Raw genomic sequence first — 12,948 nt, 5'->3', positions numbered from 1 at the left:
TGAGTATGATCAAAGTGCTTATTGTTGATGACTCCCCTCTGATCCGAGGAATTCTCACAGAAATTCTAAATCAAGCGTCTGATATCAAAGTAGTTGGTGCCGCTGCAGACCCCTATCAAGCTAGAGAAATGATAAAGTCTTTACACCCTGATGTTTTAACATTAGATATTGAAATGCCGAAAATGGATGGCATTAGCTTTTTAAGAAATTTGATGCGGCTTCGACCTATGCCTGTTGTGATGATATCGACATTAACGCAGCAGGGGTCTCCAGCAACAATTGAAGCACTTGAAATTGGTGCGGTTGATTTTATTGCTAAACCTGTTTCCAATGTAGTGAATCAATTGAAAAGTTATACTCAATCAGTGCATGAAAAAGTAAGAATAGCAGCCAGTGCACGAGTGCGTTCATATAAGATGCTGGCTAGTCAATCGAGCACTGCAAAGATCCCTAATATGTACTTTAAAAGTGGTGCGGTTTTGGCGATTGGTGCATCGACGGGTGGCACAGAAGCAATTAAAGAGGTGTTGATTAGGTTACCTTTAAATGCACCACCTGTTGTTGTGACACAGCATATTCCACCTGTATTTAGTACGTCATTTGCACAAAGGATGGACAAGTGCTGTACCGTCAAAGTAAAAGAAGCTGCAGTTGGAGATGAGCTTTTAGCGGGCCACGTGTTTATTGCTCCTGGTGATAAGCATCTAAAAGTGGTAAAAAAAGGCGGAAAGCTCGTTTGTGAACTTGATGATACAGAGCCAGTCAATAGGCATAAACCTGCGGTTGATGTGTTGTTCGACTCGTTACTTCCTCTTGGTGAAGCTGTTTGTGCTGCTTTGTTAACTGGTATGGGTAGTGATGGAGCAAAAGCAATGTTACGCCTGTTGCAAGCTGGTGCATTTACGGTAGCGCAAGATGAGAATACATCTGTAGTATGGGGAATGCCACGCGCTGCAGTTGAGCTGAAGGCAGCGCGCTCGATTGTACCACTGCAAGAAGTAACGCATGCGTTACTCACAGCATGTAAAAAATAATTGTATTAGGGGCTATTGACCTTTGCTATGTGTTTTTGCAGCAGTCATTTGGGTATTTTCCCAAGGCAGAACCTGCATCCATAGTGTTTTATGTAAGCTAGGTGATAACGTAGAAAAATGCCCGAATGGCGCTGCCCAAAGAGCTCAACCAAAGGTTTCCACTACTTTGTCATTCGCAACTGACATAAACTATTATGCTGCATTGCTTATTTGCGTAATGAAAGCCTTTGATTTGAAAAAATTCATACCTCAAAGATCAACAGTCCCTAGGATTTTGCAATTACCCAAGGCTGAGAGAACCAGAAGAACTGTTTAGTTTGGCCTTGAACTGGTGCTGTACAATTATAGCGAGCTCTACCATTAGAGAGCCTGTCTTTGGCGGTAATAATGACCTGTAGCTCATTTAACCATTTTGTATCGGCCTTTTCCTGCCCTGACGTGTAACAAGCAAACTGGTGACGAAGAAAGTTTTTGTGTTCAAAATCGATAATTAAACTTGGTTGAGTTTGGTTAGTTACTGTATCGGCGTAAGTTAATTTAGCAATGTCAAATGGTTGTGAGTTGAGTTTAACTGTTAATGTATTCAAATTTGCATAAATTCCTGATGCAGGGAATCGAGGGACACGCGTAAAATCAGTGTATTTTCCTACAGCACCAGAGTGTTGTCCAATACCTATAAAGCCAAGAGAGTGTACCAGTTTTTGTAATTCACGATTAAATTCACCATAAGGATAAGCCAGCAATTTTGCATTATGGCCAACTTCGGCACTTATACGTTGCTCTGACCAAGTGATATCTTCGGCAACCCTTGTTCGCCATTGTTTTATCGTCTCACTCTTTTTAAGGTGATGTAAGTAATCGTGTTTGGCACTATGATTGGCAATAAGCGCGCCTTTTTTGGCTAGTGTTCTCAGTTGCTCCCATGTCATGACATAATCTTGTTTTTCATCGATTAATTTAGGGTTCACAAATATTGTATAGGCAAATCCAAACTTTTCTAATATTGGTGCTGCTTGCTCGATATTATTGTCATAGCCGTCGTCAAAGGTAATGGCAACACTTTTGGAGGGCAGCTCTTTGCCATTTTTTAGCGCATTTAGCATGTCATCTAGTGGCATCACGTTAAACTGCCCATCGCGTAAATAATTAAGGTGTGCTGTAAGTTGTTCTGCACTGATTGAAGTGACTGGCGGTAACTTTTCGCTGACATGATGATACTGTAAGATCACCGCTGCAGTTGCGTGTTGTACTTTTAATAAAAATATCAGAGTCAATAAATGAAGCAGTTTTTTAACCATTATAAATCTTACCACCTGAGTCTATTACTTTTGGCTGGGCCAATGATTTTATCAAATATTTCCGTTCCACTGCTAGGGTTGGTTGACACCGCGGTGATTGGTCATATGTCATCAGCACATTATCTAGCAGGTATAGCACTGGGTGCTAGTACAATTTCGGTTTTATTTTGGTTAGCTAGCTTTTTACGGATGAGCACCACTGGCGTTATCTCACAAGCATTTGGGCAAAAAAACACTCGAAAGCTAACTATGTTATTACAAAGTAGTTTATTACTTGCGGTGAGTTTTGCATTGCTCATTGTTTCACTACAGGGTGTTTTTTTGACGGCAATTGAGCAGTTGTCAGGTGCATCAGAGCAAGTGATAGAACAGGCTAATTTATATTTCTCGATTCGTATTTACAGTGCTCCAGCAGCCATGTGTAACTTAGTGTTGCTGGGTTTTATGTTAGGAATGCACTATGGGAAAGGGCCTTTTTATTTGGTCTTGTTTACTAATTTAATTAATATCGTACTAGATATTGTATTTGTGGTGGGTTTTGATTGGGGGGTAGCAGGCGCAGCTTGGGCATCACTTATTGCAGATTATAGCGGTTTGGTTTTTGCATTACTGTTAGTAAAGTGTCTATTTAAAAGAAATGAAATAGCGTGGTTGTGGCATTTGCCTGCACGTACTGAAGTGTCACAGTTACTGACATTAAACCGCGACATTTTTTTACGTTCTTTAATGTTGCAACTGTGCTTTAGTTTTATGACATTTTATGGTGCAAGGCTTGGTGAGTTGACTTTGGCCGCCAATGCGGTGTTATTGAACTTTCTAATGTTAGTGAGTTTTGCACTTGATGGCATAGCGTATGCCGCTGAGGCAAAAGTTGGACATGCTAAAGGGCAAAATGATACAAATAAAATTCAATTATGGGTAAAGCTGAGTGTATTTTGGGGGGCGGTATTTGCGCTACTCTATTCCTTACTTTTCGCTATATTTGGTAATCAAATTATTATGTTATTAACTGATATTCCAGAAGTAATAACACATGCATACCGCTACCTACCTTGGCTTATTATACTGCCAATCATTGCCATGGCATGTTTTTTGTTTGATGGTGTTTTTGTCGGGTTAACACGTGCGAGAGAAATGCGTAATAGCATGCTTTTAGCGGCAACAATGGGGTTTTTCTTACCATTTATGTTGACAACATCATGGCAAAACCATGGTTTGTGGTTCTCCATGACATGTTTTATGGCGCTCAGAGGTGTTAGCTTGTTTTATCGTTATCAACAGCTTCGTCGTCAGGGGATATTGTTACAATAATTTGAGCAAATCGATTTGCAAATATACCCAAATAACCCCACAGAGCAAAAAACAGTGCGGGTACTAAGAGTATTAGGCCAATTAACTGCACAATTGGCTGGTAATAATATCCATAACCAATCGTGCCAACAGCAATACAAAATAGCCCCAAGCCGATAAAAAATCGTTTGAGGCTTAATTTAGGCTGTTGGCCTAACCGGTAAATAACTTGTTTGAACATCATCTAGTAATATGAATGTTCGCCTGCTTGGTGCTCTGTAATATCTCTTACACCTGTGATTTCATCAAACTTAGCGATCATTTCTTTCTCAATGCCTTCTTTTAAAGTGACATCAATCATTGAACAACCGTTACATCCACCACCAAATTGTACGACTGCAATACCTTGTGCAGTAATTTCAATTAAGCTGACTTGACCACCATGATTTGCTAGCTGTGGATTTACTTCAGTGGTAAGCATATGCTCAATTTGCTCGTGTAATGATGCATTATTACTCAGCTTTTTAGCTTTTGCATTGGGCGCTTTTAGTGTTAGCTGAGTGCCCATTTTGTCTGTGACAAAGTCAATCTCTGCTTCTTCTAAAAATGGTGCGCTTTCGGTGTCGACAACAGCATCAAAACCATTAAAAGGTAAACGGACATCGGTCTCTTCAACAGCGTCGGCTGGGCAATAAGATACACCACACTCGGCTTGAGAAGTACCAGGGTTAACCACAAACACTCTGACATTAGTGCCTGGTGCTTGATCTGAAAGTAGTTTTGCAAAATGTGTTTGTGCTGATTCTGAAATTGTGATCATAACTTTACTATACTTGACTAAATTACTCGGGTAATGCCTATGATACTCCCCTCGTCGTATTGTCGCCAGTGTTGAACGTAAAAATTTGGCACAGTTTGTTTGCCCTGTTAGCGTTTGCATATAAAAAATTATTAGAGTGTATTTTATGCGTATTGTTTTGTTTATGGTCTTGATGGTAATGCAAAGTCTCTTTTTGGCTGTGGCAAAACCTTTAAGCTTCTATTTTTCAGATGAAGTCACATTTGATACCAATATAACAAAGCCCAGTGAAATGCTAGGTTATGAAGTTGGGCAATGGCATGTAAGGCATGATCAGCTCGTACAGTATTTACACATACTTGCAAAGCAAAGTGAGCGTATAAATATTAATACAATTGGTTATAGCCATGAACAGCGTCCATTGTTGTTATTGACAATTAGCAGTAAAAGTCAGTTAGATAATATAGATACGGTGCGCCAGCAACACTTAACACGCTTAATTGATATGACAAGCGATAATAGAGGGCCTGCGGTACTGTGGATGGGATATAGTGTACACGGAAATGAGTCTTCAGGTAGTAATGCAGCTATGTTGGTTGCTTATTACTTGGCAGCTTCCCAAGGAAAAGAAATTGAGCAGCTACTTGCCAACACGGTGATTTTACTTGACCCGTCATTGAACCCTGATGGTTTAGCGCGTTTTGCACAGTGGGCCAATAGCAATAGAGGCCGTGTTTTATCTGCTGATCCGAACCATCGAGAGCATGTAGAGCGCTGGCCTTCAGGACGCACTAATCACTTTTTGTTTGATTTAAATCGTGATTGGTTATTATTACAGCACCCAGAGTCGCGAGCTCGGGTTGCTCAATTTCACCACTGGAAACCGAATGTATTAACTGACTTTCATGAAATGGGCTCTAATAGTAGTTATTTCTTTCAACCTGGCGTCCCATCTCGAACGCATCCAATAACTCCGCAGAAAAATATTGAGTTAACGAATATTTTAGCTCAATACCATGTTAGGGCACTGGATAAACAGCAGCAATTGTATTTTACACAAGAAAGCTTTGATGATTTTTATTACGGTAAAGGTTCAACTTATCCAGATATTAATGGTGCAATTGGAATATTGTTTGAACAAGCCAGTAGTCGAGGCCATGTGCAAGATACAATTAATGGTGAGTTGACATTTGCTCAAACAATAAAAAATCAGCTAACTACTAGTTTGTCTACTTTTGAGGGAGTGGTAGAGAATAAAGAACAACTATTGGCCTATCAGCGTAAATTTTATAATGAGGCTAACCAGCTTGCAAAGGCAGAAAACTTTGCCGGCTACCTTGTTGCTGCGGATGGTGATAAACAAAAATTCACAGCTTTTTTAACTCTACTTAAGCAACATAAAATAAAGTCATACTCGCTTCAAGCAAGTTATAAAGCTTACCGTAAAGGTGATGTATTTATTCCACTGGATCAACCTCAATATCGTTTGTTAAAAGCCGCTTTTTCGGAGCAAACATCGTTTAAAGACAATACATTTTATGATGTATCAGGGTGGACCTTACCGCATGCCTTTAATTTACCTTTTGAAAAAATTAAAAATAAGCGTAACTTAAAATTAGCAAGCAAGGCTTGGCTCCCTGAAAAAGCAATGCCTAAAGCTGATTTGCAAAGCACTTATGCTTATGGTTTTTCTTGGCAACACTTCTATGCACCAAAAATGTTAAATTTCTTATTAAAAAAAGGAGTGAAGGCTCGAGTTGCTTTGAGTGAATTTACTGCAGATACAACAGATGGTAAACAACAGTTTCAATCTGGCAGTATTATTATTCCAGCTGTATTACAAACGGAACAAAAGTGGTTAGAGGCATTAAATCAAGCAAAGAAAAAATTTGATATTGAAGTGCTTGGCATTCACAGTGGCTTAACAGCACAAGGGATAGACTTAGGTTCGCGTTTTATGCGTCCACTCAAAGCGCCTCGAGTATTACTCGTTGGTGGTGAGGGAGTTAGCCAGTATGAAGTTGGGGAGGTTTGGTATCATTTAGATAAGCATTTAGATGTAGCCCCCACTTTAGTTGAACAACGTCGCCTATCGAAAATTTCACTTGAAAAATATAGCCATATAATTTTAGTCGATGGGCTGTATTCGGATCTTAACGAGAGAGTAACTAAAAATATTAAGCGTTGGGTTAAGGGGGGAGGCATAATTTGGGGCCACAAACGCGGTGCCAAATGGTTATTAGCAAATCAACTTTTAAAAGCACAAAGTATTTCTCGTAAAGAGATGGCGGAGCAATTTGATACGCATCAGCTAAGTTATCAAGACCGTGACAAGTTATCAGCAAAGCAACGTATTGCAGGCGCTATATTTGCTACTGAAGTCGATCTTTCTCATCCCTTGAACTATGGATTTCAGCGTGCATTATTGCCTGTATTCAAAAATAGTACTTGGCTCTTAAAGCCATCAGAGCAGCCTTTCGTCACAGTGGGAAAATATACAAGTACACCCCTCATGGCAGGTTACAGCGCGCCTGAAAACGTAGCTAAAATCGCCAATAAAGCCAGCATTTTGGCACATGGTTATGGTCAAGGGGGAGTGATAGCAATGACCGATAACCCCGTATTTAGAGGCTATTGGTATGGCACAAGCAGAGTGTTAACCAATGCAATATTTTTTGGTGACTTACTGAGCGTTCAAGGGCGTTAAGGCTGTCGAAAAAGCCCAAACTTGTGCAGCGCCCGCGTGTATACATGCTTGTGCTGCCGCGCTCATTGTACTGCCCGTTGTAATGACGTCATCAATAATCGCCACTTTTTTATCTTTAATATCTTCTTGTACTAAGAATGCATTTTTTACATTATCTTTACGCTGTTTTTTTGAAAGCTCACTTTGTGGTTTTGTCGTTTTTATTCTAGTGAGTCCAAGACTAATATGAGTGTAGGGCTTTATTGAGGGAAGCCAAGTTTGCGCGACTTGATTGTATCCTCTTCTAATGTATCGAGTTTGTGACAATGGCATGAAAAAGCAAATATCAGGCATAAAGTAATTGGATTGCCAAAACTGTAGCATTTGGTAATGAATAAGCTGTTTTAGGATTTGCTTTAAATACGTACGATGATGAAACTTGTAATCACTGAGCCAAGTTTGCAACCAACCTTGATACCAGCCACAAGCAAATAGGCCATCACAATTTTTTAAGGTGATAATTCTATTAATATCAGGTCGAAATAAAAGGTTTCCTTGATTAACGCAAAATAAGGGGAAGTCGTACAAACAGTGAGCACATAATCCTTGTGTGTTAATTAGCGCACTTTGACAGCATGGGCATTGCTTTGAAAACAACCAATCTAAAAGCATATTGAGTCCTTTCGTTACTTTATCAGGCTAAGTGGTTATCATAATGGTAAGTGTGGTATAGGATAATAAAAATGCAAAACGACCTAATTCTTTTACATGGTTGGGGAATGAACAAGTCGGTATGGCAGTTGTGTGAAAAAGAGCTGAGTAATGAGTATAACGGCGCTATTTATAGCTTAAATCTACCGGGCTTTGGCGGTGCTGCGGTACCTGATAAAGAATATTCATTGGCTTCTGCCGTGCAGCAACTTGCTAAGCAGATAAATGACAATAGCACAATTGTTGCGTGGTCTTTAGGTGGTTTGTTTGCATTATACCTAGCCAAGTATTACCCCAAAAAAGTTTCTAAAGTTGTGTTAGTTTCGTCTTCACCTTGTTTTGTTGAACAGGACGAATGGGAAGGGGTTAGTGGACAAGTACTTGATAAATTTAAAGATCAACTTGTGCAAGATAGTAATAAAACCATAGACAGGTTTTTGGCTATCCAAGCAATGGGTAGCGAGCATGCAAAAGAAGATATCAAAGCTCTACGGGCACTACTTAAGCTGCAACCGGTTGCAAGTAAGCAAGCCTTATCTGTTGGGTTGGAATTACTTCAAAAGCAAGATTTGCGGACTTTGTTTAGTCGCTTATCTATACCTATGTATGGTGTTTTCGGTTGTCTTGATACGTTGGTGCCCAAAAGAGTTTGCGCACGGATGTCAGAACTAAACCCTGACTTTAGCTACAAAATGATTGAAAAAGCATCTCATGCTCCTTTTATTTCTCATCGTGATGAATTTATATCCTATCTAAAATCAATACTTTAAAACTAGCGCTTTTGAATGGTAGTTTTTTTAGTCACTAATACTTTATCTTTACTGCTTTTTGAGCAATAATTAATCATGTGTATTTGTATCGGGAGAGAGATATGCCAATAGGTGACGTATTAAATACAGGCTTGGAAGGTTTTAATAGAGCCAGTCAAGGCATCGAACGTGCTAGTGCTGAAATTAATCGTGCTACGGTGCAAAATCAAAGTGATCAGGAGCAATCGCAACAGCGTCAATTGCAAGCAGCCAGTGCAAATGAAGCAACGACAGCGCCCGTTTCACAGCCCGCAAAGATAGATGAGTCTTTGGTTAATTTAAAAGTCGAAGAGTTTAATGCTAAAGCAAATACTCAAACAATCCGAACAGCGGATGAAGCTTTAGGCACCTTAATTGATATTAGGGTTTAGATTTATAAATATGTTATGAACATAGTAACGCCACCACCGGCGATGAACCTCAATACTGCAAACGTTTACACTGAAACTGCTAGGCGTGACAATCAGGTGCGCGAAATAATCCCAAAAGCACCTCCCGCAGCAGCAAGCTTTACAGAAAATAAAAGCGCAAATGAAGGCGACAAAGCAAAGGCAAATTCGCCTGATGATTCACCTCTTTATAGCTCAAATGCACAAGCAGACAAAAACAAGACCATTGAGGACAAAGAGCAGCAAGGTCGTCAACAAGGGCAACAAAAAGGTGATGGTGCGCAGGATGAAAGCAAAGAGGTTAATAATGAGCAAGAAGAGCAGGTAAAGCAGCAAGAAATACAAGAGCTCAAAGCCAGAGATCAAGAAGTTAGATTGCATGAGCAAGCACATGCCCGTGTTGGTGGGCAATATGCTGGTTCTCCTAGTTATGAGTATCAAAGAGGCCCTGACGGTAATAATTATGCCGTTGGTGGTGAGGTGATGATCGATGTTGCTGAGGTGCCTGGTGACCCGCAACAGACGATTGATAAAATGCAAACTGTTAGGGCTGCTGCGCTTGCACCAGCAGAACCGTCAGGCGCTGACCGAGCTATTGCTGCTGATGCAACGCAGAAGCTATCGGCGGCGCAAGCACAGTTAGCAAAACAGCGTATTAGTGGAAATGACGAACAATCTGAACGAGCCCCAATTGGCACTTATCAAACTCGCCGCTTAAAAGAAGGTGAAGAAGATGGGCGAGTTTCTGATGAAGAACGGGTGAGGTTAAAAGAAGATGTTGATCCTTACGCTATGGCATTGCCTATTGAAAGAGATCCTCAGATCCAAGCTAGAGCACTGAGAATTAATGATTTTTATCAACATATAGCCTCGCCTGATACGCCTGCATCTTTATCTCTCAGCGTTTAGGCAAATAGTGTATTAAAGCCGTATCTGCGGATACGGCTTTTCATTTACTTTTTCAGTTTCGCAAAAGCTTCAGCAAAAGCATTGCCCATAGCGGCATTACCAGCATCTCGTTTAGACTTTGGTTTATTGGCTGCCTTTGTTGAGCTTGGTTTTTTCAAACTTGTAGTGGTTTGTTGCGTTTTAGGTGCATGATGGGTTTCATCATCTAGGCGCATTGTGAAGCTAATACGTTTGCGTGCAGCATCCACTTCGGTTACTTTCACTTTCACAATGTCACCGGCTTTAACAACTTCCCGCGGATCTGAGATGAACTTGTTAGTAATTGCAGATATGTGTACTAAACCATCTTGATGTACACCAACGTCTACAAAAGCCCCAAAGTTAGCGACATTGGATACTACGCCCTCTAAAATCATACCTACTTTAAGGTCATTAATTTTCTCTACGCCAGCTTTAAATGTGGCAGTTTTAAATTCAGGTCGAGGGTCTCGGCCTGGCTTATCGAGCTCTTTAAGAATATCTGTTACTGTGGGTAGGCCAAACTTTTCATTCGTAAAGTCATTGGCGACAAGTTTATTCAGTAGTTCGGTATTACCAATTAGATTTGAGACAGGAACCTGTTTTACTTCGCATATTTGCTTTACTACAGGATATGCTTCTGGATGCACTGCTGAACCATCAAGTGGGTCTTTACCGTTTACAATTCTTAGGAACCCAGCTGCTTGCTCAAAGGCTTTGGGCCCTAATCGCTCAACTTTTTTTAATTGACTTCGGTTGGTAAAAGAACCATGTTCATCGCGATATTTGATAATGTTCGTCGCCAGTGTTTTGTTTAACCCTGAAACACGTGTTAGCAACGGAGCTGAAGCTGTATTTACATCGACACCCACTGAGTTGACACAATCTTCAACAACGGAGGTCAGGCTTTGGCCTAACTGGCTTTGCGATACGTCATGTTGGTATTGACCTACACCGATAGATTTAGGTTCAATTTTTACAAGCTCGGCAAGAGGGTCTTGTAAGCGGCGTGCAATAGAGACTGCACCTCTTAAGGAAACATCAAGATCCGGAAATTCATTAGCTGCAAATTCAGACGCCGAATAGACGGAAGCACCAGCTTCGCTGACCATGATTTTATTTAGTTTCAATTCACTGGCTATCTTCAGTAATTCTGCAGCTAGTTTGTCACTTTCTCTAGACGCTGTTCCGTTACCAATCGCAATTAATTCAACTTTGTATTGGCGGCATACTTGCTCTAATGTACGCAGTGACTTTTCCCAATGGTTTTGTGGAGCATGCGGGAAAATGGTATTAGTAGCCAATAACTTTCCTGTTGCATCGACCACCGCAACTTTACAACCAGTACGTAAGCCGGGGTCGATACCCATGGTAACCTTTGGTCCAGCAGGCGCAGCCATTAGTAAATCTTTTAGGTTCTTAGCAAAGACATCAATTGCGCCCGTTTCTGCACGCTCCCGCAGTGCACCTAAAAACTCATTTTCTAGATGTAAGGCCAGCTTTACTTTCCATGCCCATTGCACAATAGTCATTAACCACTTGCTTGCATTAGCTGTGCTGATATTAAGCTGGTAGTGATCTGCAATCATTTGTGCACAGAACTGTTGTGGGTCGTCTACTTCAGGTTCAGGGTTTATAGCAAGCTGCAAAATACCCTCATTGCGTGCTCTTAGCATAGCGAGCGCTCTATGTGATGGTATTTTAGCTAACGTTTCATGGTGTTCAAAATAGTCGCGATATTTGCTACCTGTCTCTTCTTTTCCTGATATCACCGTAGCTTCAAGTTGGCCATTTTGTTGAATATGACGACGGAACTTAGCGAGTAACTTGGCATCTTCTGCAAAACGCTCCATAAGAATAAATTTAGCACCATCTAATGCTGCTTTGGTATCGGCTATGCCTTTATCAACATTGATAAAGTCAGCAGCTAAGTTTTCAGGCACCAAGCTATCATTGGCAAACAGCGCGTCTGCAAGAGGCTCTAAGCCAGCTTCAATTGCTATTTGACCTTTGGTTCTACGTTTAGGTTTGTAAGGCAGATAAAGATCTTCTAACTCAGTTTTACTTTGAGCATTGTTGATATCTAATGCGAGAGGGTCAGATAGCTTTCCCTGCTCAGCAATAGTATTAAGAATAAAGGTACGACGCTCTTCTAACTCACGGAGGTAACCTAAACGTTGTTCTAACAGGCGCAATTGACTATCGTCTAAGCCTCCCGTTACTTCTTTACGGTAACGTGCGATAAATGGCACAGTGGCGCCTTCATCAAGTAAAGCTGTGGCTGCTAATACTTGTTGTTCTTTGGCGTTTAGCTCCTGTGCTAAACGAGCCGAGATGTTGCTCATGCAAAATCCTTATAAAGTTCAGTCATATACGCTCTTTGTGCATGATGAGCGTGAATAATACAAATAATACCATAGCAGCGATGAATAATAACCTCAGATACTATATTCAATGCTATTTACAAACCAAGTTTTTTCGCCTTCAGGGGTACGAACGCTAAATTCATCATCTACTTGTTTACCAAGTAGGGCGCGCGCCATGGGTGAGTCAATAGAAATATAATCTTTACGCTCATATATTTCATCAGGTCCAACAATGCGAAAATGTTTTGTCTCAGCTTGTTCATTTTCTATTTCTACCCAAGCCCCAAAATATACTTTACCGGCCTGTTGTTCAGAGTATTCTACGATTTTTAGATCAGGTAAGCGTTTTCGTAGGTACCGTACACGACGGTCTATTTGCCTTAATAGACGCTTATTAAAAGTATAATCTGCATTTTCTGAACGATCCCCTAGGCTTGCAGCCCATGACACAATCTTGGTAATTTCAGGGCGCTTCTCATGCCATAAATGGTCATGCTCTTGTTGAAGTTGTCGATATCCTTCAGGGGTGATCAAGTTGGTTTTCATATTTGGTATTTAGTCAATTTTATTGAACGCTAAAGTTAAGTAAGCCTAATGAGACAGGCACGACATTGTTTGCTATTTATCCAGTTACTAAAT

At 40.6% G+C, this 12,948-nt stretch carries 12 protein-coding genes; 6 read left to right on the top strand and 6 right to left on the bottom strand.

Annotation, left to right across the window (positions count from 1 at the left end; all coding sequences use genetic code 11):
* Positions 1-5: 5 nt before the first annotated feature.
* Positions 6-1,034 (top strand): protein-glutamate methylesterase/protein-glutamine glutaminase, encoded by a 1,029-nt coding sequence (locus OCI93_RS06470; protein ID WP_261593078.1) that lies wholly within the window; start codon positions 6-8, stop codon positions 1,032-1,034.
* Positions 1,035-1,300: 266 nt separating this feature from the next.
* Here the strand turns inward: OCI93_RS06470 and OCI93_RS06465 are convergent, their stop codons facing one another.
* On the bottom strand, positions 1,301-2,332 hold the full coding sequence (locus OCI93_RS06465; protein WP_261626066.1) for a polysaccharide deacetylase family protein: 1,032 nt from the start codon (positions 2,330-2,332) through the stop codon (positions 1,301-1,303).
* Between OCI93_RS06465 and dinF the strand changes: the two genes are divergently transcribed.
* The gene (gene dinF, locus OCI93_RS06460; protein WP_261626065.1) at positions 2,312-3,643 is read left to right on the top strand and encodes an MATE family efflux transporter DinF; all 1,332 of its coding nucleotides are present in this window, start codon (positions 2,312-2,314) and stop codon (positions 3,641-3,643) included. The two genes, OCI93_RS06465 and dinF, sit on opposite strands and share 21 nt — an antisense overlap.
* Here the strand turns inward: dinF and OCI93_RS06455 are convergent.
* Both OCI93_RS06455 and nfuA read right to left on the bottom strand, forming a co-directional pair.
* Positions 3,588-3,863 (bottom strand): hypothetical protein, encoded by a 276-nt coding sequence (locus tag OCI93_RS06455; RefSeq protein WP_261626162.1) that lies wholly within the window; start codon positions 3,861-3,863, stop codon positions 3,588-3,590. The two genes, dinF and OCI93_RS06455, sit on opposite strands and share 56 nt — an antisense overlap.
* 3 nt (positions 3,864-3,866) lie before the next feature.
* Entirely contained in the window at positions 3,867-4,442 is a 576-nt protein-coding gene (gene nfuA / locus OCI93_RS06450) for a Fe-S biogenesis protein NfuA (RefSeq protein ID WP_261593075.1), read from the bottom strand.
* Between the two features lie 145 nt (positions 4,443-4,587).
* On the opposite strand from nfuA, the gene OCI93_RS06445 reads away from it, so the two are divergent.
* Positions 4,588-7,128, top strand: a complete 2,541-nt coding sequence (locus OCI93_RS06445; protein ID WP_261626064.1) for a M14 metallopeptidase family protein — start codon at positions 4,588-4,590, stop codon at positions 7,126-7,128.
* Here OCI93_RS06445 and OCI93_RS06440 read toward each other — a convergent pair.
* Positions 7,105-7,779, bottom strand: a complete 675-nt coding sequence (locus OCI93_RS06440; protein WP_261626063.1) for a ComF family protein — start codon at positions 7,777-7,779, stop codon at positions 7,105-7,107. The genes OCI93_RS06445 and OCI93_RS06440 overlap by 24 nt on opposite strands.
* Positions 7,780-7,850: 71 nt before the next feature.
* Between OCI93_RS06440 and bioH the strand changes: the two genes are divergently transcribed.
* The 3 genes from bioH to OCI93_RS06425 all read left to right on the top strand — a co-directional run bounded on the left by bioH (position 7,851) and on the right by OCI93_RS06425 (position 9,925).
* The gene (gene bioH, locus OCI93_RS06435; protein ID WP_261593072.1) at positions 7,851-8,588 is read left to right on the top strand and encodes a pimeloyl-ACP methyl ester esterase BioH; all 738 of its coding nucleotides are present in this window, start codon (positions 7,851-7,853) and stop codon (positions 8,586-8,588) included.
* Between the two features lie 101 nt (positions 8,589-8,689).
* The gene (locus OCI93_RS06430; RefSeq protein ID WP_261593071.1) at positions 8,690-8,998 is read left to right on the top strand and encodes a hypothetical protein; all 309 of its coding nucleotides are present in this window, start codon (positions 8,690-8,692) and stop codon (positions 8,996-8,998) included.
* A 15-nt stretch (positions 8,999-9,013) separates the two neighbouring features.
* On the top strand, positions 9,014-9,925 hold the full coding sequence (locus OCI93_RS06425; RefSeq protein ID WP_261626062.1) for a putative metalloprotease CJM1_0395 family protein: 912 nt from the start codon (positions 9,014-9,016) through the stop codon (positions 9,923-9,925).
* Positions 9,926-9,969: 44 nt separating this feature from the next.
* On the opposite strand, the gene OCI93_RS06420 is transcribed toward OCI93_RS06425, so the two are convergent.
* Positions 9,970-12,288, bottom strand: coding sequence for a Tex family protein (locus OCI93_RS06420; protein WP_261593069.1), 2,319 nt, complete (start codon positions 12,286-12,288; stop codon positions 9,970-9,972).
* A 93-nt stretch (positions 12,289-12,381) separates the two neighbouring features.
* Entirely contained in the window at positions 12,382-12,855 is a 474-nt protein-coding gene (gene greB / locus OCI93_RS06415) for a transcription elongation factor GreB (protein ID WP_261626061.1), read from the bottom strand.
* Positions 12,856-12,948: the final 93 nt, after the last annotated feature.

The organism is Pseudoalteromonas holothuriae (assembly GCF_945859825.1).
GTDB lineage: Bacteria > Pseudomonadota > Gammaproteobacteria > Enterobacterales > Alteromonadaceae > Pseudoalteromonas > Pseudoalteromonas holothuriae.
Note: the sequence above shows the minus strand (reverse complement) of the source record. Positions and strands in the feature narration are given on the sequence as shown.